The sequence below is a fragment of the Amycolatopsis sp. NPDC049253 genome (genome assembly GCF_040678995.1).
Classification (GTDB): Bacteria; Actinomycetota; Actinomycetes; order Mycobacteriales; family Pseudonocardiaceae; genus Amycolatopsis.
This window is the reverse complement of record NZ_JBFAQX010000002.1, coordinates 108,395-131,979: the sequence shown is the minus strand read 5'-3', so window position 1 is coordinate 131,979 and position 23,585 is coordinate 108,395. Positions and strand designations below refer to the sequence as shown.

General features: G+C 71.4%; 24 protein-coding genes. 16 read left to right on the top strand and 8 right to left on the bottom strand.

The genetic code is table 11. The features are described 5' to 3' along the window. Window positions 1-64: 64 nt before the first annotated feature. From AB0K15_RS04885 to AB0K15_RS04870, 4 genes are all read left to right on the top strand, one after another. Complete coding sequence (locus tag AB0K15_RS04885) at window positions 65-538, top strand: carboxymuconolactone decarboxylase family protein (RefSeq protein ID WP_364045650.1); 474 nt, start codon at window positions 65-67, stop codon at window positions 536-538. A 648-nt stretch (window positions 539-1,186) separates the two neighbouring features. Further along, window positions 1,187-2,047, top strand: a complete 861-nt coding sequence (locus tag AB0K15_RS04880) for an amidohydrolase family protein (protein WP_364045648.1) — start codon at window positions 1,187-1,189, stop codon at window positions 2,045-2,047. Then, window positions 2,040-2,924, top strand: coding sequence for a hypothetical protein (locus AB0K15_RS04875; protein ID WP_364045646.1), 885 nt, complete (start codon window positions 2,040-2,042; stop codon window positions 2,922-2,924). The genes AB0K15_RS04880 and AB0K15_RS04875 overlap by 8 nt, the downstream gene beginning before the upstream one ends. Before the next feature lie 45 nt (window positions 2,925-2,969). Then, window positions 2,970-4,268, top strand: a complete 1,299-nt coding sequence (locus AB0K15_RS04870; protein ID WP_364045644.1) for a cation:dicarboxylase symporter family transporter — start codon at window positions 2,970-2,972, stop codon at window positions 4,266-4,268. 37 nt (window positions 4,269-4,305) lie between these two features. On the opposite strand, the gene AB0K15_RS04865 is transcribed toward AB0K15_RS04870, so the two are convergent. Both AB0K15_RS04865 and AB0K15_RS04860 read right to left on the bottom strand, forming a co-directional pair. After that, window positions 4,306-5,070 (bottom strand): crotonase/enoyl-CoA hydratase family protein, encoded by a 765-nt coding sequence (locus tag AB0K15_RS04865; protein WP_364045642.1) that lies wholly within the window; start codon window positions 5,068-5,070, stop codon window positions 4,306-4,308. After that, complete coding sequence (locus AB0K15_RS04860) at window positions 5,067-6,584, bottom strand: AMP-binding protein (RefSeq protein WP_364045640.1); 1,518 nt, start codon at window positions 6,582-6,584, stop codon at window positions 5,067-5,069. Before AB0K15_RS04860 ends, AB0K15_RS04865 begins: the two co-directional genes overlap by 4 nt. 56 nt (window positions 6,585-6,640) lie before the next feature. Between AB0K15_RS04860 and AB0K15_RS04855 the strand changes: the two genes are divergently transcribed. Continuing rightward, complete coding sequence (locus AB0K15_RS04855) at window positions 6,641-7,171, top strand: TetR/AcrR family transcriptional regulator (RefSeq protein ID WP_364045638.1); 531 nt, start codon at window positions 6,641-6,643, stop codon at window positions 7,169-7,171. Between the two features lie 3 nt (window positions 7,172-7,174). Here the strand turns inward: AB0K15_RS04855 and AB0K15_RS04850 are convergent, their stop codons facing one another. Continuing rightward, on the bottom strand, window positions 7,175-8,077 hold the full coding sequence (locus AB0K15_RS04850; protein ID WP_364045636.1) for a serine hydrolase: 903 nt from the start codon (window positions 8,075-8,077) through the stop codon (window positions 7,175-7,177). Further along, entirely contained in the window at window positions 8,074-8,967 is an 894-nt protein-coding gene (locus AB0K15_RS04845; RefSeq protein ID WP_364045634.1) for a LysR family transcriptional regulator, read from the bottom strand. Before AB0K15_RS04845 ends, AB0K15_RS04850 begins: the two co-directional genes overlap by 4 nt. 129 nt (window positions 8,968-9,096) lie before the next feature. Between AB0K15_RS04845 and bla (AB0K15_RS04840) the strand changes: the two genes are divergently transcribed. From bla (AB0K15_RS04840) to bla (AB0K15_RS04830), 3 genes are read left to right on the top strand one after another with little or no spacing between them, the layout of a single operon-like run. After that, window positions 9,097-9,987 carry a class A beta-lactamase gene (bla, locus tag AB0K15_RS04840; protein WP_364045632.1) on the top strand — a complete coding sequence of 297 codons (891 nt, stop codon included), beginning with the start codon at window positions 9,097-9,099 and terminating at the stop codon, window positions 9,985-9,987. Window positions 9,988-10,007: 20 nt separating this feature from the next. Then, on the top strand, window positions 10,008-10,571 hold the full coding sequence (locus AB0K15_RS04835) for a D-alanyl-D-alanine carboxypeptidase family protein (protein WP_364045630.1): 564 nt from the start codon (window positions 10,008-10,010) through the stop codon (window positions 10,569-10,571). After that, the gene (gene bla, locus AB0K15_RS04830; RefSeq protein ID WP_364045628.1) at window positions 10,568-11,491 is read left to right on the top strand and encodes a class A beta-lactamase; all 924 of its coding nucleotides are present in this window, start codon (window positions 10,568-10,570) and stop codon (window positions 11,489-11,491) included. Before AB0K15_RS04835 ends, bla (AB0K15_RS04830) begins: the two co-directional genes overlap by 4 nt. 1 nt (window position 11,492) lies before the next feature. Here bla (AB0K15_RS04830) and AB0K15_RS04825 read toward each other — a convergent pair whose 3' ends face one another. Genes AB0K15_RS04825 through AB0K15_RS04810 form a run of 4 tightly spaced genes read right to left on the bottom strand, consistent with a single transcriptional unit; the run spans window position 11,493 to window position 14,151 of the window. Next, window positions 11,493-11,858, bottom strand: a complete 366-nt coding sequence (locus tag AB0K15_RS04825; protein ID WP_364045626.1) for an RNA-binding S4 domain-containing protein — start codon at window positions 11,856-11,858, stop codon at window positions 11,493-11,495. A gap of 25 nt (window positions 11,859-11,883) precedes the next feature. After that, window positions 11,884-12,513, bottom strand: a complete 630-nt coding sequence (locus tag AB0K15_RS04820) for a TetR family transcriptional regulator (RefSeq protein WP_364045624.1) — start codon at window positions 12,511-12,513, stop codon at window positions 11,884-11,886. 46 nt (window positions 12,514-12,559) lie between these two features. Continuing rightward, on the bottom strand, window positions 12,560-12,751 hold the full coding sequence (locus tag AB0K15_RS04815) for a ferredoxin (protein ID WP_364045622.1): 192 nt from the start codon (window positions 12,749-12,751) through the stop codon (window positions 12,560-12,562). After that, window positions 12,751-14,151 (bottom strand): fatty acid desaturase, encoded by a 1,401-nt coding sequence (locus AB0K15_RS04810; protein ID WP_364045620.1) that lies wholly within the window; start codon window positions 14,149-14,151, stop codon window positions 12,751-12,753. Before AB0K15_RS04810 ends, AB0K15_RS04815 begins: the two co-directional genes overlap by 1 nt. Window positions 14,152-14,475: 324 nt before the next feature. On the opposite strand from AB0K15_RS04810, the gene AB0K15_RS04805 reads away from it, so the two are divergent. The 8 genes from AB0K15_RS04805 to AB0K15_RS04770 all read left to right on the top strand — a co-directional run bounded on the left by AB0K15_RS04805 (window position 14,476) and on the right by AB0K15_RS04770 (window position 23,536). Further along, on the top strand, window positions 14,476-15,267 hold the full coding sequence (locus AB0K15_RS04805) for a class I SAM-dependent methyltransferase (RefSeq protein ID WP_364045618.1): 792 nt from the start codon (window positions 14,476-14,478) through the stop codon (window positions 15,265-15,267). Between the two features lie 40 nt (window positions 15,268-15,307). Further along, the gene (locus tag AB0K15_RS04800) at window positions 15,308-16,120 is read left to right on the top strand and encodes a TetR family transcriptional regulator (RefSeq protein ID WP_364045616.1); all 813 of its coding nucleotides are present in this window, start codon (window positions 15,308-15,310) and stop codon (window positions 16,118-16,120) included. 185 nt (window positions 16,121-16,305) lie between these two features. Next, a complete protein-coding gene (locus AB0K15_RS04795; protein ID WP_364045614.1) occupies window positions 16,306-16,761 on the top strand; it encodes a Fur family transcriptional regulator in 456 nt (151 codons plus the stop codon). Next, entirely contained in the window at window positions 16,754-18,988 is a 2,235-nt protein-coding gene (katG, locus tag AB0K15_RS04790) for a catalase/peroxidase HPI (protein WP_364045612.1), read from the top strand. The genes AB0K15_RS04795 and katG overlap by 8 nt, the downstream gene beginning before the upstream one ends. 225 nt (window positions 18,989-19,213) lie before the next feature. Further along, window positions 19,214-20,254 (top strand): LacI family DNA-binding transcriptional regulator, encoded by a 1,041-nt coding sequence (locus AB0K15_RS04785; RefSeq protein ID WP_364045610.1) that lies wholly within the window; start codon window positions 19,214-19,216, stop codon window positions 20,252-20,254. A 127-nt stretch (window positions 20,255-20,381) separates the two neighbouring features. Next, window positions 20,382-21,353: a sugar ABC transporter permease gene (locus AB0K15_RS04780; protein WP_364045608.1), complete on the top strand. Its 972-nt coding sequence runs from the start codon at window positions 20,382-20,384 to the stop codon at window positions 21,351-21,353. Between the two features lie 3 nt (window positions 21,354-21,356). Beyond that, complete coding sequence (locus AB0K15_RS04775) at window positions 21,357-22,184, top strand: carbohydrate ABC transporter permease (protein WP_364045606.1); 828 nt, start codon at window positions 21,357-21,359, stop codon at window positions 22,182-22,184. Between the two features lie 74 nt (window positions 22,185-22,258). After that, window positions 22,259-23,536 (top strand): sugar ABC transporter substrate-binding protein, encoded by a 1,278-nt coding sequence (locus AB0K15_RS04770; protein ID WP_364045604.1) that lies wholly within the window; start codon window positions 22,259-22,261, stop codon window positions 23,534-23,536. Window positions 23,537-23,585: the final 49 nt, after the last annotated feature.

The following is a 23,585-nucleotide window of genomic DNA, read 5'->3' as shown; positions in this document are numbered from 1 at the left end:
CACAACTTCGCGCGCCCACCCGTCAAGAGTGCGTAACCAGTGGAAAGGGCGAAGGAGCAGACCAGTGGAAGCACGACTCAACCTCTTCGGGAACGCGGTCGCCGGCAAGTTCATCAAGTACCTGAACGCGGCGAACAAGCCGATCGCGGACTCGGGTCTTCCCGCCGCGACGCAGGAGCTCGTGAAGCTGCGCGCCAGCCAGATCAACGGCTGCGGCTTCTGCACCGACATGCACTACAAGGAAGCCGTGGCCGCGGGCGAAGAGCCGACGCGCCTCAACCTCGTCGCGGCCTGGCGCGAAGCCACCGTCTTCACCGACGCCGAGCGCGCGGCCCTCGAGCTGGCCGAACAGGGCACCCGCATCGCCGACGCGGCGGGCGGCGTGAGCGACGAGGTCTGGCAGCAGGCCGCGAAGCACTACGACGAGGACCAGCTCACCGGCCTCACCCTGCTCATCGCGCTCATCAACACCTACAACCGCATGAACGTCATCACCCAGCAGCCGGCGGGCCACTACGAGGTGGGCATGTTCGGCTGACCCCCGGCCCGCCACCGCTCCCACCGGCACGACGCCCCAGGCCTCCGGACTCCGGAACCCGGGGCGTCGTGCTGTCCGCACCCGGTTCGCTCGCGAGCCGGTGCTCACACGTCGCCGGTTCAGGCGCGTGAGGCGCTCACATTCGGCGCGCTCTCCCGAGCGGCAGTCCGTTCGCGGCTCTCGCCGCGCGGCGATCGGCCGCTGACGGCCGCGGATGCCCGAGGTGTCGCCGCGGCGCCGGGAAGCCGGAACCCGGCCCGGCTGCGCGCCCCGAGCTCGGGCCGCGGGCTCCCCGGGCGAGCGCCGCTCCGCGCCCGGCCTGGACCGTGCCGTCCCGCAGCCTCCCGATGCCCCGGTTCAGGCGAACCCTCCCGCCGCGCCCCCGCTCCGCCGCGCGGGGCACTGAGTCTCCGGCCACCCTCACTTGTCAGGACGGTCTCCTGTCCCGCACCCTCCCACCTGCACGGATTCCGAGGGAAGCGGCTCGCCGAGTGGTGCGCACCGTGATCCCCAACGAAATCGTCCCCACAATCTTGTACGAGATTGTTAACAATCGTGTATGGTCCCCGTCTGCCGGAGCGCGCGGGCTCCGAGCCGGGTCGCCGAGGATCCGGTGCTGCGCCGAACCCCCGGTTCACAGGAGGTCACATGGACATCATCGACTCGCACACCCACGTCATCTCCCCGGACGCGGGCCAGTACCCGGTCGACCCCATCGGCGGCAAGCAGAGCGAGTGGTCGAAGGCGCACCCGGTGGACATCGACGGCCTCGTGCAGGCCCTCGACGCGGCGGGCATCGCGCAGGCCGTGGTGGTGCAGGCGTCCACGGTGTACGGCCACGACAACCGCTACGTCGCCGAAGCCTTGCGCCGTCACCCCGACCGCTTCGCGGGCGTCTACTCGATCGACGCGATGGCCCCCGACGCCGTCGGGAAGATCGACCACTGGCAGGGCCTCGGCCTCTCGGGCTTCCGCCTGTTCACCACCGGCACGACCATGCCCGGCCAGGCCGACTGGCTCGGCCACGAGGACTCGTTCCCCGCCTGGGCCCACGCCGAGAAGCACGACATCCCCGTGTGCCTGCAGATGACGATCCAGGGTCTGCCGAAGCTGCGCGAGATCCTCGACCGCTTCCCGCGCGTGCGGGTGCTGCTCGACCACTGCGCCCGCCCGGACCTGTCCGACGGGCGCCCGTACCGCCTGGCCAAGGACCTGTTCGACCTCGCCGCCTACCCCGGCGTGCACCTCAAGCTCACCCACCGCGCGCTCGCCGCGTCGGCGAAGGGCGCGTCCACGACCGAGGACTTCCTCACCGACCTGGTCGCGGCCTACGGCGCCGCCCGCATCGCGTGGGGCTCCAACTTCCCGGCCGCCGACGGCGTGCTGCCCGACCTGCTGGCCGAGGCGCGCGAGACGGTCTCCGTGCTGCCGCAAGCCGACCTCGACCAGATCTTCGGCGGGACCGCCGCCGCCTTCTACCCGTCGCTGAAGGGTGCGAGCCGTGCCTGAACCCACGACCTTGCGGACCGTCCTCGCCGACTACCCGCACACGAAGCCGCTCAAGAACGGCGAAGTCACCAGCCCGTCGGTCGAGCTCGACTTCACCGCCGTGTCCCCCGTGCACAAGGCGTTCGCGCCGATGGTGCGCGACGAGGCCTACGACCTGAGCGAGCTGGCCGTCGTCACGGCCCTGCAGGCGATCGCCTACGGCCGGCCCGTGGTGCTGCTGCCGGCCGTGGTCGCGTCGCGGTTCCAGCGCGGCTGCCTCATCGCCCACGCGTCGCGCCCGGTGGACCCGGCCGACCTCAAGGGCAAGCGCATCGGCGTGCGCGCGTTCACCCAGACCACCGGCATGTGGGTCCGTGCGCACCTCACCGACGACTTCGGCCTCGCCTCGCGCGACATCCACTGGCTCACCCGCGACGGCGCCCACGTCGCCGAGTACGAAGATCCGGACTTCGTCGAGCACGGCGTCGGCGACGCGAGCCTGCCCGACCTGCTGCGCGAAGGCCGCATCGACGCCACCATCCTCGGCAACGACCTGCCCGAAGGCGACGAGTTCGTGCGGGTGATCCCCGACGCCGCCGCGCGCGACGAGCGGTGGTGGCGCGAGCACGGCTTCATGCCGATCAACCACATGGTCGTCGCGGGGGAGTCCGTGAGCCGCCGCGACCCCGCCGCGGTCCGCGAAGCCTACGAGCTGCTGCTCCGCGCCGACGCGACCGTCGAGCGGCCCGACGGCACGCCGAGCCCCACGATGTTCGGGTTCGAGCGCCTGAGCGGGCCGATCGAGCTGATCGTCGACGCCTGCCTCGAACAGGGCCTGCTCCCGCGTCGCCTCGACGCCGACGAGGTGTTCGCCCCGGCGCGCCGGATCCTCGGCTAGCCCCAGCTTTCCCCACCGGAGATTCAACGGAGAAACCGGAACACGATGAGCGAAACCACGTCCGCGGGCGCCCCCGAGCAGGCCCGTAAGCGCAAGCCGTTCTACCAGGACCTGACCTTCCAGGTTCTCGCCGGCGTCGTCGTCGGTGTGCTCGTGGGCGCGCTCGCGCCCTCGGTCGGGCACCACGTCGACTTCCTCGGCGACATCTTCATCCACCTCATCCAGATGGTCGTCGGCCTGATCATCTTCTGCACGGTGACCCACGGCATCGCCAGCGTGCGCGACCTCGGCAAGGTCGGGCGCATCGCGGTGAAGTCCATTGTGTACTTCGAGGTGATCACCACGATCGCGCTGGTGATCGGCCTCGTGGTGGTCAACGTGCTCAAGCCCGGCATCGGCATGAACATCGACCCGTCGTCGCTGCACGCCCCGGCCTCGGCGGCGCCGGCCAAGTCGGAGGGCTTCGACGACTTCCTCGTGAGCCTCGTGCCCACGTCGGCCGTCGACGCGTTCGCCAAGGGCGAGATCCTGCAGGTCCTGGTGTTCTCGGTCCTGTTCGCCTGCGGCCTCGCCGCGCTGGGCGAGAAGGCGCAGCCGGTGCTGAACATCGTCGGCACCGTGCAGCAGTCGCTGTTCTGGATCATCAAGAAGGTCATGCGGCTCGCGCCGTTCGCCGCGTTCGGGGCCATCGCGTTCACGGTGTCGAAGTACGGGCTGAGCACGCTGCTGCCACTGGGCAAGCTGGTCGGGGTGTTCTACCTGATCGTGGTGCTGTTCTTCGTCCTCGTGCTCTGGCCGGTCTCGCACTACGCCGGGGTCAGCCTGTGGAAGGTACTGCGCTACTTCCGTGCGGAGCTGGTCCTGGTGCTCGGCACGAGCTCATCCGAAAGCGTGTTCCCGCAGCTCACGGCGAAGCTGGAAAAGCTGGGCGTGGACGAGCCGGTGGTGGGGCTCGTGCTGCCCACCGCGTACAGCTTCAACCACGACGGCACCTGCCTGTACTTCGCCGCGGTGAGCGTCTTCCTGGCGCAGGCCACCGGCACGGACCTGAGCTGGCAGGCGCAGCTGGGCCTGCTGTTCGTGCTGCTGCTGACCTCCAAGGGCGGCGCGGGCGTGTCGGGCTCGGCGATCGCGGTGCTGGCGCTGACCCTGGCGGCCACGCACACGATCCCGGTCAGCAGCATCGCGCTGGTGCTGGGTGTCCACAGTGTCCTGTCGGCCGCGTTCGTGTTCACCAACATCGCGGGCAACTGCGTGGCCACGCTGGTCGTGGGCAAATGGGAGAAGGCGATCGACCGCGTCACCCTGCATCGGGAGCTCGACGCGGGTTACGTCGCGGCGTGACCGATCCGGGGCGGGGTTTCCGTGCCCCGTCCCGGATTCACGCGTCGAACGAACCGTGGCGGCCGGCGCCGCGGGCGAAGCGGGTGGCGCCGGCGACGGTGTCGCTCGACAGGGACACCAGGCCGTGGCCGAACTCGTTGGCCATGGCGGACTCTTCGGTGGCGCCGTGTTGTTCGAACACCGACGCGCGGTCCTCGCGCAGGCAGGTCTGCGGGAAGGCCGCCAGGCTCCGGGCGAGCTCGACCGCCGCGTCGAGTGCCTGCCCGGCGGGGACGACGCGGTTGGCCAGGCCGATCCGCAGCGCTTCTTCGGCCGCGACCGGGCGCCCGGTGAGGATGAGGTCCAGCGCGTGGCTCTGGCCGATCAGGCGGGGCAGCCGCACGGTGCCACCGTCGATGAGCGGCACGCCCCAGCGCCGGCAGAACACGCCGAACACGGCGGTTTCGTCGGCCACGCGCAGGTCGCACCAGATCGCCAGCTCCAGCCCGCCCGCCACGGCGTGGCCGCTCACCGCGGCGATGACCGGTTTGGTCAGGCGCAGCCGCGTCGGTCCCATCGGCCCGTCGCCCGAGGGTTCGGTGCGGTTGCCCCGGCCTTCGCTCACGGCTTTGAGGTCGGCGCCCGCGCAGAACGTGCCCCCGGAGCCCTGCAACACGGCGACGGAGGCGTCCTCGTCGGCGTCGAACGCGCGGAACGCGTCGGCGAGCGCTTCGGCCGTCGCGCGGTCGACGGCGTTGCGCCGTTCGGGCCGGTCGATCGTGACGATCGTGACGGGGCCGCGCTTCTCGACCAGGATGTTCATCGGTCCTCCCACAGGGGATCACGCAGGGCGCGGCGCAGGATCTTGCCCACCGCCGACTTCGGGATCGCGTCGACCACGTGCACGCTCTTGGGCACCTTGTACCCGGCGAGCAGGCCGCGCACGTGCGTGCGCAAGTCCTCTTCGGACACCGCCGCGCCGGGGCGCAGGGCGACGAATGCCGTCACCGCCTCGACCCACGTCGGGTCGGGCGCGCCGACCACGGCGGACTCGGCCACGGCCGGATGCGCCGCCAGCGCGTCCTCGACCTCGCGCGGGTAGACGTTGTAGCCGCCGGTCACGATCATGTCGCTCGCGCGGTCGACCAGGTAGAGGTATCCGCGCTCGTCGGCGCGAGCCAGGTCGCGGGTGCGGACCCAGCCGTCCACGAGGGTTTCGGCGGTGAGCTCGGGTGCGTCGAGGTACCCGCTCATCGTGAACGGCGCGCGCACACGGATCTCCCCGATCTCCCCACGTGGCACCGGATTCCCGTCCGGGTCGGTGAGCAGGAGCTCCGCGTCGACGGCCGGATGGCCGCACGAGCCGAGGAGGTCGCTTCGCAGGTGGTCGGCCTTGCCGAGCACCGTCTGGCACAGCGGAGCCTCGGTTTGACCGTAGTACTGGACGAACTTCGGCCCGAAGCGGTCGATCGCTTCCTGGATCAGCGGCTTCGGCATGGGGCTGGCCCCGTAGACGATGGTGTCGAGCGTGGCCGCAGCGTCCACAGTGGACCCGGTGAGCAGCAGGCCGAGCATCGTCGGCACGAGGTTGACCTCGGTGACGCGGTGCCGGGTGATCGAGTCCAGGTAGGACCCGGGGTCGAAGCCGGGCAGCACGACCGCGCGGCCGCCGCGGATCCAGTACGGCAGCACGAAAGTCCCGCTGGCGTGGATGAGCGAGGCGGCGTGCAGCATCGCCGAGCCGCGGCCGGGGGAGAGGAGGTTGGCGAGGATGTTGGTGGTGATCGCGGCGTAGCTTGCCTGCGTGTGCTGCGCCGCCTTCAGCGTGCCGGTGGTGCCGGAGGTGTAGAGGGCGAGCACGACGTCGTCCGGGGCGACCCGGACGTGCGGGTCGGCCGCCGGAACACGGTCCAGTTCGGCGACGAGGTCGAGGTCCTGGGCGCGTTGGCGGTCGCCGAGCCCGGCCAGGCGCAGGCCGTCGAGGGCGTCGGCGAGTGTCACGGCCCGTTCGGCCAGGGGCTTGCTGTACACGAGCAGGGTCACGCCGGTCTCGGCGAGCATCCGGGTCTGCTCGGCCACGGCGAGGCGGGCGTTGAGCGGCACCCTGGTCACGCCGGCCTTGAGACACGCGAAGTCGAGCGGGACGGACCACTCGCCGTTGTCGACCAGCAGTCCCACTCGCGTGCCGCGGCCGGCGCCGGCGGCGAGCAGGGAGTTCGCGAGGCGGCTGGCGCGCTCGTCGACCTCGGCGAAGGAGAACTCCCGGTCGCCGACGACCACGGCCGGGCGATCCGCGAAGCGCTGGGCACCCCGGCGCACCAACTCCACAGCGAGCATGCCCGGAGGTTTTCACAGTCCGTCTGGACTGTCAACGAGGGCGGTAGGCTACTCGGGTGACCCGCAGCGAACAACGAGCGCGCACGCACCAGACCCTGCTGGACGCCACCGTCGGGTGCCTGGTGGAGTTCGGCTACGCCGGCACGACAACGCAGCGCGTGCAGGAGCGGGCGGGGGTGTCGCGGGGTGCGCTGCTGCACCACTTCGGGTCGAAGGCGGACCTGTTCGTCGCGGCGATCCACTACATCGCGGAGCAGCAGCTGGCGCGGGTGCGCCTCGCCGGCGCGGATTCGAGGCGGCAGCTGGTGACGGCGTTGCGGGAGGCGATGTCGGGTCCGTTGTTCCTGGCGGGGCTGGAACTCTGGCTCGGCGCGCGGACCGACCCGGCGTTGCGGGCGGCGCTGCTGCCCGCGGAACGCGAGCTGGGCCGGGAGCTGCGGACGGCGTTCGAGTCCGCAGGAGACGACCGCGTCGGCTACGAGTCGCTGCTGATGCTGTTGCGGGGGCTGGCCCTCACCAGCATCCTGCGCGACGGCACCACGATCGCCGACGCGGTCGTGGACCGGTGGTTCGACCGCCTCGGCTGAGGTTCACCGCGACCGCAGGTGATCCCGCATCGTGCGGGCGACCCGGGCCATCAGGATCTCCGCCTCGGGCTGGATCGCCGCCGGCACGCGCGACTCGGTGAGCGCGGCCACCGCGAACACCTGCCCGTCGGCGTGCTCGGCGACCCCGACCTCGTGCCGCAGGTTCAGCAGCGTGCCGGTCTTGGACGACCACTTCGTCGCGTCGGACCCGAAATCAGGTGTGAGACGCTGCCGCAACAGGTTGTGGGCCATGAGATCCCGAGTGCGCGCCGCCACCCCGGGGTCTATTCCGGACGGCCGCCACAACGCCTCCAGCAACGCGGCATACGCCCGCGCCGACCCGGCACTGGCCCGGCTGACGTCCAGCTGCGACACCGGGTGCCCCCGCCCGGCCGTGCCCGCGCGAATCGCGAGCGCGTGGGCGAGGTGCACCTCGCCCGGCTCGAACCGTTCCGCGGGGGTGTCGGCCAGCTCCGCCGTGTCGTGCCGCACGGAGACGCCGTCGATGCCCCACTCGCGCAGCATCCGCGTGACCTCGGCCGGCGGCGTGAGCGCGAACAGCGCGTCGGCCGCGGTGCCGTCGCTGACCGCCACGCTCAGGTAGAGCAGATCGTCGATCGCCACCCGCGCCGGGTGGCGGAACCGCGCCAGCCCGGCGGGCCCGGGGGTGGTGACCCGCCCTGGCTCGACTTCCAGCTGTGTCGCGCCGTCGAGCTCACCCCGCCGGATGCGCTCGATCGTCGCCGCGGCGAGCGGCACCTTGACCAGCGACGCGCTGGGGAACTCCAGGTCCGCGTCGAGCCCGATCTCCTGGCCGGTGTGCAGGTCGCGGACGAGGAACGAGCCGCGCAGGCCGCCGTCGTCGAGTTCCTCGCGGAGGTCGCGGAGCAGGGATTCGGTGTTCACACGGTCTCCTCGTCGGGGGCGCCGAGGCAGCGGGCGATGCCGGGGCGCAGGCGGGTGCGCAGGTGGTGGGCGTCTTCGCCGAGGGCGGCGGCGAGGTCGAAACCGCGGGCGAGGGTGGCGTCGCCGAGCGGGCGCCAGCCCAGGCCCAGCTCGGTGGCCTGCGCGGGGGAGCACAGGAGCAGGTCGGCGGAACCGTAGACGGCGGCCGCTGCGGCCGTCAGGGAATCGGCGACCGACACCTGCGCGGGTTGCAGGCCCACGGCGTCGCGCACGCGGAACACGCGGTCGCGGATGTGGGGCACGTCGTCCTCGGGCTGGATCCACACGCGGCGGCGCTCGGCCTTAGTGGCGCGCCCGGCGCGCAGCGTCTCGAGGTGGACCACGGGTGGGAGCTGCTGGCGTTCCGTGGCGGCGACGCCGAGCGGCACCGTCCACACGGCATCGGTCTCGGGCACGGCGACGAGCGCGGCGCGGACTTCCTGCGTGCGCACGAGTTCGGCGCGTTCACCGGGCGGCGCGGGGCGGAACTCGAGGAAGATGCCGAGCGCACGGGCTTCGGCGTCGAGCTCGGCGAGGTCGCGGGTCGGGCAGGTGCCGGGCACGGCGAGGCGCAGCGGGCGCAGCTTCGCGCGCTTGGCGTCGTGCTCCATGGCGTCGGCCAGGTGGACGAGCCGCCGCGCGGACGGCAGCATGTCGCGGCCGAAGGGCGTGAGCCGGGCTCGCCGCGTGGCGCGGTCGAAGAGGCGCTCGCCGAGGTGGCGTTCGAGTGCGGCGATCCGGCGGCTCGCCACGGGCTGGGGGATGCCGGCCACCGCCGCCCCCGCCGTGAAGCTCCCGGTCTCGCTCACGCCGACGAACGCGCGGCAGCTTCCGATCAGGTCCACGACCACACTGTATGCCCATTCCGCATGGAAGGGGCCACTTCTGTCTTGGACAGCATGAACGGCCTTGGTGAGACTGCGGATGTCGATCACTTCCGAAGGGGGAACCCAGTGCTCAGCAAGTCTGTGGTGACAGTGGTGACAGCAGTGGCGGCGGTGGCCGTGGCGGCGCTGGCGGGATGCGGCGCGCCGCCGGCCCCGCAGGCAGTTCCGCCCGCCGTGCCGCCTGCCACCTCCGCTTCGTCGACGGTCGCGAACCACGACTTCGAAGACCTCGAGCGGTCTTTCGGCGCCCGGCTCGGCGTGTACGTCGTGGACACCGGCTCGGGCCGCGAAGTCGCCTACCGCGCCGACGAGCGCTTCGCCTACGCGTCGACGCACAAGGTGTTCAGCGCCGCGGCCGTGCTGCAGAAGGTGGGGATGGCCGGGCTCGACCGCGTGATCAAGTACGGCCCGGGCGACGTCGTCGCGGACTCGCCGATCACCCAGAAACACGCGGGCGCCGGCATGAAGCTGAGCGCGATCATGGACGCCGCCCTGCGCTACAGCGACAACACCGGCGGGAACATGCTCTTCCGCGAGCTCGGCGGGCCGGCCGCGTTGAGCGCGTGGCTGCGCTCGATCGGCGACACCACCACCCACGTCGACCGCATCGAGCCCACCCTCAACGAAACCGCCCCCGGCGACCTCCGCGACACGACCACGCCGCGCGCCTGGGCCCGGTCGCTGCGCACGGTGGCCCTCGGCGACACCCTGCCCGCGCCTCTGCGCAGTGTCCTGACGAACACCATGCGAGCCAGCACCACCGGCACCCACCTCGTCCGCGCGGGCGTCCCCACGGGCTGGCAGGTCGCCGACAAGTCCGGCACCGCCGAGCACGGCACCCGCAACGACATCGCCATCGCCTGGCCCCCGGGCCGCGCGCCGATCGTGTTCGTGGTGTTCTCCGATCGCCCCGCAGCCGACGCGCCCACCGACGACGCGCTCGTCGCCCGTGCCGCGGCGGCCGCGGTGAAGGCGCTGGGATGAGACGTTCTCCTGGGGGAGTCATGAGACTGTGTCCATCCACTTCGGATCCCGCGGGCCGGCGGCGCGACGTCGGCTACCGCGTGGTCACCCGGCTGCTCGCCTTCGTGTTGTGGCCCGTGGCCGCCGTGGCCGCTCCGGGACGAGCACGATCCGTCGCCTGCTCCTGGGCGCTCGGAATCCGCTTCCCGGCCGAGGACCTCACCGGCCTGTCACCCGGCACTCACGCGGCTTTCGTCTCGGCGCGCACCACCGCCCTCTGGCGCGACGGCACCCTCCTCGGCCTCACGTCCGGTCATCGCGACGCCGGCGTCCAAGACCGCCTCTTCACCGCCGAGGTCCGCCGCACCGGCTCGGTGGCCCTGGCCCGCCGCCACACGCTGCCGCCCACGCAGTCCCGCCACGTCACCGGCACCGCCCTCGACCTCCGCCCCCGTGACGGCGCCCGCTGGCTCGAACTCCACGGCGCGGCCCACCACTTGTACCGCGTCTACGACAACGAATGGTGGCACTTCGAATACCACCCCGAAGGCCGCCCACGACGCGTCCCGCACCCCGGCTTCTCCTTGGCGGACGCGGACACATGAGAGGAACCCCCTTGGCCGGCCGCCGCTTCGCCCGCCGCACGCTGCTTGCCGCGGCCTTCGCCGCCCCGCTCGGCGGCTGCGTGGCACCGGCCGTGAACCCCGCACCGGCGCGGCCGGCGGTCAACCCCGCACCGGAGCCGCCGTCGACCGCGCCGCTGGCGGAGCTGGAGCACCGATACGGCGCCCGCCTCGGGGTGCACGCGCTCGCGACCGGCAGCGGCGCCACCCTCGATCACCGGGCGGACGAGCGCTTCGCCTTCTGCTCGACCTTCAAGACGTTCGCGGTCGCGGCGCTGCTCCAGCGCCATCCCCTGTCCTATCTGGACACCACGGTGCGCTACACCAAGGCCGAGGTGAACTCCTTCTCACCCATCACCGAGCACCACGCCGGCGCCGGGATGACGGTCCGGCAGCTGTGCGACGCCGCCATCCGCTACAGCGACGGGACGGCAGGCAACCTGCTCATGCGCGACGCCGGCGGCCCGGCCGGGCTCACCGCGTACCTGCGCGGCTTGGGCGACGCCACCAGCCGCATGGACCAGTACGAGCCGGAGGTCAACCGCGATTCCCCCGAAGACCCGCGCGACACCACCACGCCGCGGGCGCTCGCCGCCGGCCACCAGGCCGTGGTGCTCGGCAACGCGCTGCCCGCCGACAAGCGCGCGCTCGTCGAAGACTGGCTCGCCCGCAGCACCACGGGCGCGAAGACCATCCGCGCGGGCGTGCCCGCCGAATGGCGCGTGATCGGCAAAACCGGCCACGGCGACTACGGCCGGGTCAACGACGTCGCCGTTCTCAAGCCACCGGGCACACCCCCGCTGGTCTTCGCCATCATGTCCGACCGCACGGCCTACGACGACGAACCCCGGTACGCACTGCTCGCCGAAGCCGCGAAGTACGTCGCCCGAGTGCTGGGTTGACTCAGCTCCAGCGCGAGCGGAACTCGTCGAGCACCCGGCGTTCCCGCTTCGTCGGGCGGCCCGCACCGCGCTCGCGGCGGGCCACCGGGATCGCGGCCTCCGGCGGCGGCTTCGGGGTGCGGTCGATGATGCACTTCGCGGCTTCGGGCGCGCCGACGCGTTTCTGGATCACCTGGACGACCTCGACCACGCGGGTGGTCTGGCCGATGCGGGCGCGGACCTCGTCGCCGGGGACCACGGTGGTGGCGGGTTTGGCCGGGCGGTCGTTCACGCGCACGTGCCCGCCCCGGCACGCGGCGGCCGCGTCCGAGCGCGTTTTCGCCAGCCGTACGGCCCACAGCCAGCGGTCCACCCTGGTCGACTCCACGGGTCCATCATGCCCCAGCCACGGGTCAGCCGCGGCGCATAGGCCGGGCCGCCGACGTGCCGAGCACGCGCCCGACCACCCAGGCCAGCGCGTCGGCCGTGCGGGCGGGCGTGTCGGACGGCTGCATCACGTGGCTGAGCACCGTGCGCACGACGAGGTCGATCACCACGGCGATCTGCTCGTCGTCCAGCGGCGGCCCGTAGGTGCGCACGCGCTCGATCAGCATCGTCTTCGCCTCGGTGAGCAGCGAGCCCGCGCGCGTGGTGAGCAGCGGCAGCAGTTCCGTGTCCGTGCCGTGCGTGGCCGACGCGATGGCGCGCAGCAGCGTGTTGTCGTCGGCGAGGTCGAGCACGGCGCGGATGGCTTCGTAGATCGCTTCGACCAGGTCTTCGGGGTGCCGGTCGAACGCGCTGCGCACCACGGCGAGGAAGCGGGCCAGCTCGTGGGAGATCATCACCTCGGCCAGCGCGGCCTTGGAGCCGATCTCGTTGTACACGGTCTGACGGCTCACCCCCGCGGCCTCGGCCAGCCGCGCCATGGTGACCGCCGACCAGCCCTCGCTCGCGGTCAGCCCGATGGCCGCGGCGACGATCGGCTGCCGGTGCTGGCCGCCCTCGGGCGGTGCGGCCCGGAGTGCCTCGCTCACGATCGTCATCCTAGGCCGCCTCCCGTGTGGTCCAGGCGAGCTGGGGAGCGCATCCTCAGTCCCGCACCTTCAGCGCCAGCACCGGGCACGCGTCGGCCGCGGCCGTGACGTCCAGGCGGTGCTGCTCGGCGGGGCTCTCCTGCAGGAGCACCACCGTGCCGTCGTCACCGACCTCGAAGAAGTCCGGCGCCATCGCCTCGCACATGCCGAGCCCCGCGCACAGTTCGCGGTTCGCCTCGATCCGCATCACGCACCCACCCTTCCAGGAGCCACGAAGTCGACCTTCTCGCGCACGCCGCAGTCCGGGCAGCACCACGAGTCCGGGATCGCCGACCACGGCGTGCCGGCCGGGAAACCCTCGCGCGGATCGCCGCGCTGCTCGTCGTAGACGTAGCCGCAGCCGGGGCACATCCCGCCCTCGGTGGCGTCGCCGCGGGTGTCGGCGGTGCTCGGCGCTTCGGCCGTCACGCGCGTGCCGTACCGCGCGAGGACCTTGCCCCGCTTGCGCGGCTGGATGTTGGCGTGGCCGATGTCGCCGTCGAAGTGGGCGAGCACGCGCGGGTCCATCACCCGCCGCCACAGCGGCGGCACGAGCGCCAGCACGATCATCCCCGCGTACCCGGTGGGCAGCACCGGCGACTCGGCGAAGTCCCGCAGCGTCTGGTAGCGGCGCGTGGGGTTGGCGTGGTGGTCGCTGTGGCGCTGCAGGTGGTAGAGCAGCACGTTGGTGGCGATGTTGTTGGAGTTCCAGCTGTGGCTCGGGTCCACGCGCTCGTAGCGGCGCCGGCCGGGCGCGCCCACCCGCCGGCGCAGCATCCCGTAGTGCTCCATGTAGTTGACGACTTCCAGCAGTGAGAAACCCACCACGGCCTGGATCAGCAGGTAGGGCAGGATCCCCACCCCGAGCCACACCAGCATCGCCGCCCACAGCACGGCCGACATCAGCCACGCGTTGAGCACGTCGTTGCCGATGCGGAACGGGTGCTTCTCCCGCCGGGCGTAGCGCTTGCGCTCCAGCCGCCACGCCGACTTCAGCGAGCCGCCGACCGTGCGCGGCCAGAAGCGGTAGAAGCTCTCGCCGACGCGGCTGGAAGCCGGGTCCTCGGGCGTGGCCACGCGGACGTGGTGGCCCCGGTTGTGCTCGATGTAGAAGTGGCCGTAGAAGCTCTGGGCCAGCGCGATCTTCGACAACCAGCGCTCGTGGCTCTCCTTCTTGTGCCCCAGTTCGTGCGCGGTGTTGATGCCGATCCCGCCGATGCACCCGATGGACGCGGCCAGCCCGATCTTGTCCACCACGCTGAGGTCGCCGCGCCCGATCAGCCAGAACGCCGCCACGAACCCGACGTACTGGATCGGCAGGAAGAGGTAGGTGATCCAGCGGTAGTAACGGTCGTTCTCCAGCTGCTCGAGCACGTCGTCGGGCGGGTTGCTGCGGTCGAGCCCCGCGACCAGGTCGATCACCGGCACGATCACGAGGATCACGATCGGCCCGATCCAGAACCACACGCCCCAGCCGGTGGCCGCGTGCAGCCCGATCGCCAGGAAGGCGAGCGAGGGCACCACGAGCCCGATCAGCCACAGGTACCGCTTGCGGTCCGTCCACGACTCGGTCGACCCGGCGGGCACCGTTCCCGCGGCTTCGCTCATCTCGTCCTCCTCCGTCAACGACACTGTCCGACGTGGTTGACAAGACGGTAAGCGATGTACACCTAACTTGACAAGTAGTCGAAGAATGTAAAGCAACGCTCGCGTGGCCGGTGCCGGATTGAGATCGCCCTGCCCGCCTCGGGGTCGACCGCGTCTACTGTGGACCGTCAGCCGGCCGAGGTGAAAATTTCCGCGGCCCGGTCCGGTGCACCGGGGCTGAGTGCGCATTCGCGAGTGCTACGAGGCGCGCAGGCCGGTCAGGGCGGGCCGTGGCACGCGGTTCGCCCGGGCGCGCGTGGTTGCCCGCGGGCGTAGGTTCGGACGATGAGCGACTGGTCGTCGGGTGAGGCCTACGAGCGCTACGTCGGCCGGTGGAGCCGCCGCGTCGCCGCGGCCTTCCTCGACGGCGCGGTGGTGCCGCCCGGGGCGCGCTGGCTCGACGTCGGCTGCGGCACCGGTGCGCTGACGGCGGCGGTGCTGGCCACGGCCGATCCCGCCGCCGTCCTCGGCGTCGACCAGGCCGCGCCGTTCGTCGCCCACGCCCGCCGGCTGACCACCGATCCGCGGGCGACCTTCGTGGTCGGCGACGCGCAGGCCCTGCCCGTGGCCGGCGACGAGTTCGACGCCGCCGTGAGCGGGCTGGCGCTCAACTTCGTGCCCGACCCGCACCGCGCGGTCGCCGAGTGGGTCCGGGCCGTGAAGCCCGGGGGAGTGGTGACCGCGTACGTGTGGGACTACGCCGAGGGCATGGAGCTGATGCGCTGGTTCTGGGACGCCGCGGCCGAGCTCGACCCGGTGGTCGCGAACCTCGACGAAGGCCGCCGCTTTCCCTTGTGCCGCCCGGATCCGCTGAGTCGGCTGTGGACGGACGCGGGCCTGGCCGGCGTGGTGGTGCGCGCGATCGGGGTGCGCACCGCGTTCGCCGGCTTCGACGACTACTGGCTGCCCTTTCTCGGCGGGCAGGGACCGGCGCCCGCCTACGCCGTGCGGCTGCCCGAAGACCACCGCCGGGCCCTGCGCGACCTGCTGCGGGCCCGCCTGCCGATCGCCGCCGACGGCACGATCACCCTCACCGCGCGGGCGTGGGCCGTGCGGGGCAGCGTGCCGCACCGCTGACTCGCCGGAAATCCCGTGTTCTCAAGCTATTCTCGGGTTCGTGGGCGGACGGCGGGTCGACTGGGCGGCGTTGCGGACCCCGCGGGACGAGGCGCCCGCGGAGGGCCTGCGCGAGCGCAAGAAGCGCGCGACGCGGCGCCTGCTCGTCAACACCGCCACGGAGCTCTTCCTGGCACGCGGGTTCGACGCCGTTCGCGTCGCCGACGTCGCGGACGCCGCCGGCGTGTCGGAGAAGACGGTCTTCAACTACTTCCCCGCGAAGGAATCCCTCATCCTCGACCGGCCCGACGCGACCCTGGCCGCGCTGCGCGTCGAGCTCGGCGACCCGGCCCGCACACCCGTCGAGGCCGTGCTGCGCGTTCTCGCCGGTGAACTGGCCGGGGTCACCGGCTGGCTGGAGGACCAGCGCGACCGCCGTGCCGCGGGGGCGGGGTTCCGCCGCTACGGCGAGCTGATCCACGCCACGCCGGCGCTGGCCGCCTACCAGCGCGATCTGCTCGACGAGCTCGCCGCCGGCGCCGCGCAGCTGCTGGCCGTGCGCGCAGGCCTGGCCACCGCCGATCCGGAGCCGCAGCTCGCCGCGACTGCGCTCGTCGGGCTGTGGCGCGTGCAGTTCGGCAGCCTCGCCAAGCACGTCGACGCGGGCCACACGCCCGCGCGGATCCGCGGCGCCGTGACCACCGACGTGCTCCGCGCCGCCCGGCTGCTGGAGTCGGGCCTCGGCAGCTTCGCGCGCACCCGGCGTCCGGCGGCGAAGGACACCTCGAAAACCACAGGGGTGAACCCGGCCGCGAAAACCCCGGCGAGTACGAAACCGGCACGGACTTCGCGGCAGGCGCGTACCGGCACCTGAACGTCCAGAGTGGCCGCCGGGGGGGGGCGGGAAGCCCCGCGCTCACCCGGGGTTCGCACGAAGTTTCTGTGACTGTAAGTTTACGGCGACCCCGCAGCGTGTGACGGTGGGAGCAGGTCATCCGGCAGGTTCACGACGGCGAGTCATTCTTGATTGATTCCAGAAGCTGCGGCACACTGCCAGGCGTGCCAACGACTTCGGATTTCGAGCGCATGCTACGCGGAGCGGCTCTGCGGGTGACGCGTCCTCGGATTGCGGTGCTGTCCGCGGTGCACGATCATCCCCACGCCGACACCGCGTCGCTCATCGGTGCCGTGCGCGCGGATCTCGGCGAGGTGTCCCACCAGGCCGTCTACGACGTCCTGGGCGCCCTGACCTCCGCAGGTCTCGTGCGGCGGATCGAGCCCGAGGGCTCGGTCGCGCGGTACGAGGCACGGGTGGGGGACAACCACCACCACGTCGTGTGCCGGTCGTGCGGTGCGATCGCCGATGTCGACTGCGCGGTCGGCGCCGCGCCCTGCCTGACCGCGTCCGACGACCACGGTTTCGTCATCGACGAGGCCGAGGTCATCTACTGGGGCCTGTGCCCCGACTGCAACACCGTTACCCACACTGATTCCCGGAAGGATTCCCGTGTCTGACACCCCCAACGCCGAAGTCGGCGAGATGAACGTGGAGAGCGCGGGCGGGTGCCCCGTCCACACGGGGCGCTTCGCGCACCCCACCGAGGGCGGCAGCAACCGTGACTGGTGGCCGAACCAGCTCAACCTCTCGATCCTCCGGAAGCACTCGGCCGTGGCGAACCCCATGGACGAGGACTTCGACTACGGCAAGGAGTTCCAGACCGTCGACCTCGACGAGCTGGCGCGCGACGTCGACGCGGTCCTGACCACCTCGCAGGACTGGTGGCCCGCCGACTTCGGCCACTACGGCGGCTTCATGATCCGCATGGCGTGGCACAGCGCCGGCACCTACCGGATCGACGACGGCCGCGGGGGAGCGGGCGCCGGCATGCAGCGCTTCGCGCCGCTGAACAGCTGGCCGGACAACGGCAACCTGGACAAGGCCCGCCGTCTCCTGTGGCCGGTGAAGAAGAAGTACGGCAAGAAGATCTCGTGGGCCGACCTGATGATCTTCACGGGCAACCGCGCCCTGGAGACCATGGGCTTCAAGACCTTCGGCTTCGCCGGTGGCCGCGAGGACGTGTACGAGCCCGACCAGGACGTGTACTGGGGCCCGGAGCGCACCTGGCTGGGCGACGAGCGCTACACGGGCGACCGTGAGCTCGAGGCGCCGCTGGCCGCCGTGCAGATGGGCCTGATCTACGTCAACCCCGAGGGCCCGAACGGGAACCCGGACCCGCTGGCCGCGGGTCGCGACATCCGCGAGACGTTCCGCCGCATGGCGATGAACGACGAGGAGACCGTCGCCCTGATCGCCGGTGGCCACACCTTCGGCAAGACCCACGGTGCCGCCGACGCCGACGAGTTCGTCAGCGCCGAGCCCGAGGGCGCGCCGCTCGAGGAGCAGGGCCTGGGCTGGCGCAACAGCTTCGGCTCGGGCAAGGGCCGCGACGCGATCACCAGCGGCATCGAGGTCACCTGGACCCCGACCCCGACCAAGTGGAGCAACTGGTTCTTCCACAACCTGTTCACCTACGAGTGGGAGCTCGAGACCGGCCCCGGTGGTGCGAACCAATGGAAGCCGAAGAACAACGCGGCCGCGAACACCGTGCCGGACCCCGAGTCGGGTGAGCTCAACCGCGCCCCGGGCATGCTGACCACGGACCTCGCGCTGCGCTTCGACCCGATCTACGAGCCGATCTCGCGCCGCTTCTACGAGAACCCGCAGGAGTTCGCCGACGCGTTCGCCCGCGCCTGGTACAAGCTGACCCACCGCGACATGGGCCCGCGCCAGCGCTACCTCGGCCCGCTGGTGCCCGAGGAGACGCTGATCTGGCAGGACCCGGTGCCGGCCGTGGACCACGAGCTGGTCGACGCCGCCGACGTCGCGGACCTCAAGGCCAAGCTGCTCGACTCGGGCCTCACCGTGGCGCAGCTCGTGTCCACCGCGTGGGCGTCGGCCTCGACGTTCCGCAGCGGTGACAAGCGCGGTGGCGCCAACGGTGCCCGTCTGCGCCTCGAGCCGCAGCGCGGCTGGGAGGTCAACAACCCGGACGAGCTGGCGCAGGTGCTGACCACGCTCGAGGGCGTGCAGGAAGCCTTCAACGCGGCCCAGTCGGGCGGCAAGAAGATCTCCCTGGCCGACCTGATCGTGCTGGGTGGCGCCGCGGGTGTCGAGAAGGCCGCGAAGGACGCGGGCGTCAGCATCACGGTGCCGTTCACCCCGGGCCGCACCGACGCGACGGCGGAGCAGACCGACGCCGAGTCGTTCGTGCCGCTCGAGCCGAAGGCCGACGGCTTCCGCAACTACCGCGGCAAGGGCAACCGCCTGCCGAGCGAGTACCTGCTCATCGACCGCGCGAACCTGCTGAACCTGAGCGCGCCCGAGATGACCGTGCTCGTGGGTGGCCTGCGTGTGCTGGGCGCCAACCACCAGGCGTCGAAGCAGGGCGTGCTCACCACCACGCCGGGCGCGCTGACCAACGACTTCTTCGCCAACCTGCTCGACATGGGTGTGGAGTGGAAGCCGACGTCGGAGGACGGCGAGGCCTTCGAGGCCCGCGACCGCGCCACCGGCGAGGTCAAGTGGACCGGCAGCCGTGTCGACCTGCTCTTCGGGTCGAACTCGGAGCTGCGCGCCGTCGCCGAGGTCTACGCCGCGGACGACGCGAAGGAGAAGTTCGTGAAGGACTTCGTGGCCGCGTGGGACAAGGTCATGATGCTGGACCGCTACGACCTGGTCTGAGCGTGACGTGAGTCCCGGGCCGGGCCCGGGCTGGGAGGGGCGGGGACCTGTGGGTCTCCGCCCCTTTCGCATGCCCGGGTCACGATGTGGTGTACCGCTGGTTGACACGGCGCCCGCGCGGGGTGCACTATCGTGATTAATCCCGTTGGAAACGTTTCCAACGGCCCGATCGCGATCTGGAAACGTTTCCAAGTTCGCGAGACCACAACCGAGGTACGAACGACGATGACGTCAACACGGGCCACGCTGATCCAGGTGGCCGAGCGCGCCGGGGTGTCCCTGGCTTCGACCTCCCGTGCGCTGCACGGGGTGGGCGCGAGCAAGGCGATGGTCGAGCGCGTCCGGGCCGCCGCCGAGGAGCTCGGGTACAGCGCCGACGCGATCGGCCGCTCGCTGCGGATGAAGAAGACGTTCCAGGTCGCGTTCGCCGTGGCGGACATCGGCAACCCGGTCTACGTCGAGATGATGCGGGCGATCCACGAGGTGCTGGCGCCGCACGGCTACCGCGTGGTCGTCATGTCGACCGGGGACACCTCCGACTCGACGATCGAGCTGGTGCGCAGCCTGGGCAGCGGCTTCGTGGACGGCATGATCGTGAGCCCGCTGCGCACCGACGACGGCCTGATCACCGAGATCCAGCAGGCCCCCGTGCCCGTGGTGGTGATCGGGCGCGCGATGGACGACCGCGGCATCAGCTCCGTGTCCACCGACTCCGCGGGCGGGATCGGCGAGGCGGTGCGCCACCTGCACACGATCGGGCGCCGCCGCATCGGCTTCCTCAACGGCCCCGTCGACACGACTCCGGGTGCCTCGCGCCAGCGCGGTTTCGACGCCGCGGTCAACGCCGGCGACCTCGCCGCCGAGCGCATCGAGCGCGAGACCGCCGAGGACTTCACGGTCGGCGCCGGCCTCGAGGCCGCCCGCCGGATCCTGGCGCGCGTGCCCGAGGGCGCACCCCAGCTCGACGCGCTGGTCGCGGCCAACGACCTGCTCGCCATCGGCGCCATCCGCGCCGTGCGCGAGCTGGGCCTGTCGGTGCCGGAGGACGTCGCCGTGACCGGCATGGACGACACCGAGATCGGCCGTGTTTTCCAGCCCAGCCTCACCAGCGTGTCCCTCGGCGCGAGCGAACGCGGGCGCGCCGCGGCCCGGCTGATGCTGCAGCTCGCCGACGACCCCGACCAGCCGGCGCAGCAGGTGTCGGTGGGCGCGGAGCTCGTGGTGCGCGAATCCACCACAACGGCCACCGAACGGGGCGAGCGATGACAGTGCGGCTTGTACTCATGGAGAAAGGCCCGGCTGCGGACCGCTCGTCCGCCGACGAACGGCCGGTGCCCGGGACCACCGACCCGGCGGTGGCCGCCGGCGCCCCCGGGACCGAGCGAGGTGACCGATGACGACACCGTCCCTGGCCGAGCCGAAGCGCGGCACCGCGCAGCCCCCGGCCCCACGGGCCAAGAAGCGCGTGAAGCCGATGGCGCGCACGCGCCGGCGTGAGGCGATCGCGCTGGTGCTGCCGTCGTTGATCCCGATCCTGGTGCTGAGCGTGGCCCCGCTCGTGGTCGGCGTGTTCCTCGCGTTCACCAACGCGCGGCTCGTGCGCCATCCCGACTACAGCTTCGCCGGCCTCGACAACTTCGCGCGCCTCGGCGGCAACGCGTTGTTCTGGGACTCGCTGCGGATCGGCATGATCTGGACCGTCGGCGTGACGCTGCTGCAGCTCGCGGCGGCGATGGGCCTGGCGCTGCTGCTCAACTCCGGCCTGAAGCTGCAGGGGCTGACGCGGGTGCTCGCGCTCGTGCCGTGGGCGATGCCGCCGGTCGTCGTGGCGATCATGTGGCAGATGATCTACTCCGCCAACGGCGGGCCGCTCAACGCGTTCCTCGGCGCGGTGGGCCTGCCGAGCGACATCAACTGGCTCGGCGACTTCTCCACGGCGCTGCCGGCGGTGATCGTCGTCGGCGTGTGGGTCGGGATGCCGCAGACCACGGTGACGCTCCTGGCCGGGCTGCAGCAGATCCCCGGCGAGCTGCTGGAGGCCGCGGCGGTCGACGGCGCGGGCGCGTGGCGGAAGTTCACGGCCGTGACGTGGCCGGCGATGCGCCCGATCGTCACGTCGATCACCTCGCTCAACTTCATCTGGAACTTCAACTCGTTCTCGCTGGTCTACGTGCTCACCGCCGGTGGGCCGGGCGGCAAGACGATGGTCCCGGTGCTGTTCATCTACCTGGAAGCCTTCAAGAACCGCGAGATCGGCTACGCCGCGGCGATGGGACTCGTCGTCGTGATCGTGGTGGTGCTGATCCTCGCCGTGTACCTGCGGTCGCAGTTCCGCACCGAAGACCGCACGGAAAAGGGGCGCTGAGCCATGCGCTTGCTCGTTCGCCCGGCCCAGTACGTGGCCCTGGCGCTGTACATCCTGTTCCTCGGGTTCCCCCTGCTGTGGCTGATCTCGGCCTCGGTGAAGTCCTCGGGTGAGCTCAACTCGCTCACCGTCAGCCTGCTGCCGCAGGAGTGGCATTGGGAGAACTACACCGAAGCCCTGACGCGCCAAGGACTTCTGCACTCCGCGTGGAACAGCCTGCTCGTGGCGCTGGCCTCGACGGTGCTGTCGATCATCATCTCCGTGCCGGCGTCCTACGTGCTGGCCCGGCTCAAGGGCAAGGTCCGCATCGCCGGCGTCGGCTGGATCCTGGTGAGCCAGGTCTTCCCGGTGGTGCTGATCATCCTGCCGCTGTTCCTGATCCTGCGGACGCTCGGACTGGCCGACAACCTCGTCGGGCTCACGCTCGTGCACACCACGTACATGCTGCCGTTCGCGTTGTGGATGCTGCAGGGGTACGTGGCCGCGATCCCCACGGAGCTCGAAGAAGCGGGCGCGATGGACGGCGCGAGCCGGTTCACCGTGCTGCGCACGATCGTCTTCCCGCTGCTGGCGCCCGGCGTGGTCGCGACGGCGATGTTCAGCTTCGTGTCCTCGTGGAACGAGTTCTTCTTCGCCTTGGTGCTGTTGCAGTCGCCCGAGAACTACACGCTGCCCATCACCTTGAACATGTTCGTGGGCGGTGAGGGCAAGACCGCCCTCGGACCGCTCGCCGCCGGGGCCGTGCTCGCCGCGATCCCCAGCATCGTCTTCTTCAGCATCCTGCGGAGGAAGCTCACCGGCGGGCTCATGGCCGGGGCGGTGAAGGGATGACCCCGCACCCGCCCGGACCCCGCGAAACCGCCAACCCCGAAACCCCCCAACAGAAATCCCCGAAAGGTCGGTCGATGAAGACACGACGCCTGCTGGCCGCCGCCAGCCTGATGGTCACCGCCCTGCTCGTCGCCGCCTGCGGCAGCGGCAGCGGTGACGCGAGTGGCCCCGTCACCCTCACGTTCCAGTCCCTGTCCGACCAGCCGGCCGCGATCGCCGAGACGCAGAAGATCGTCGGCGCCTGGAACACCGCGCACCCCGACGTGCAGGTGAAGATCGTGCAGGCCGGCTGGGACAGCGTCTACGACAAGCTCATCACCCAGTTCAACGCCGGCACCGCGCCGGACATCGTGCACTACGAGGCCGCGGGCATCGAGCCGTTCGCCGAGGACGACTACCTCGCCGACCTGACGCCGTACCTGTCGCAGGCCAAGCGCGCCGACTTCCAGAAGGGCGTGCTGGACTCGGTGACGTTCGGCGGCAAGGTCGTCGCGTTCCCGACCGAGGTGCAGTCCTATGTGGTCTTCGCGAACAAGAAGCTGCTGCAGCAGGCCGGGGTCGCCGTGCCGACCGGCAAGACCATGACGTGGGACCAGCTGCGCCAGATCTCCAAGGCCACCACCAAGGGCTCCACGTACGGCCTCGGCTGGGGCCTGTCGAGCCCGACCGCGGCGTTCGTCGCGCTGGCCCCGGGCTTCGGCGGCAAGTACTTCCAGGGCACCGGTGACCAGGCGAACTTGACGGTGGGCGAGGGCGAGACGGCGCTGCCGAAGCTCGTCGACCAGATGGCGTACCAGGACCACTCGATCCTCCCGGTCACGCTGACGCAGTCGGGTTCGAAGGCGCTCGCGCCGTTCTACGCGGGCCAGACCGCGATGACCGTGCAGGGTTCCTACCAGGCGGCCAACATCGCGAAGGACGCGCCGAAGGGCTTCGACTGGGTCGTGCTGCCGCCGCTGGCCGGTCCCGCCGGTCCCGCGCAGGCCGCCAGCCCGCAGACCCTGTCGGTGAACAAGGACTCCGCGCACGTCAAGGAAGCCGCCGAGTTCATCGACTACTTCACCAACACCGACAACCTGGCCGCCATGAACGAGGCCGACGCGCTGATCCCGCCCACGAACTCCGCGCGCCAGGCGCTGGCCACGAAGCTCGCCGGCAAGACCGGCTGGGACCAGATCCTCGCCTCGGGGCAGTACATCACGTCGGCGCCGTACCTGTTCGCCAGCAAGTACCCGCAGTGGAAGGACACCATCGCCACCCCGGCGTACCAGCAGTTCCTGGCCCAGAAGATCGACGCGAACGGCCTCACGACCCAGCTGCAGAACGGCTGGAAGAGCGTCACCACCAATTGACCTGTGTCACCGGAGCAACGGTGACCGAAAAGAAACGGGACTGGAGCGG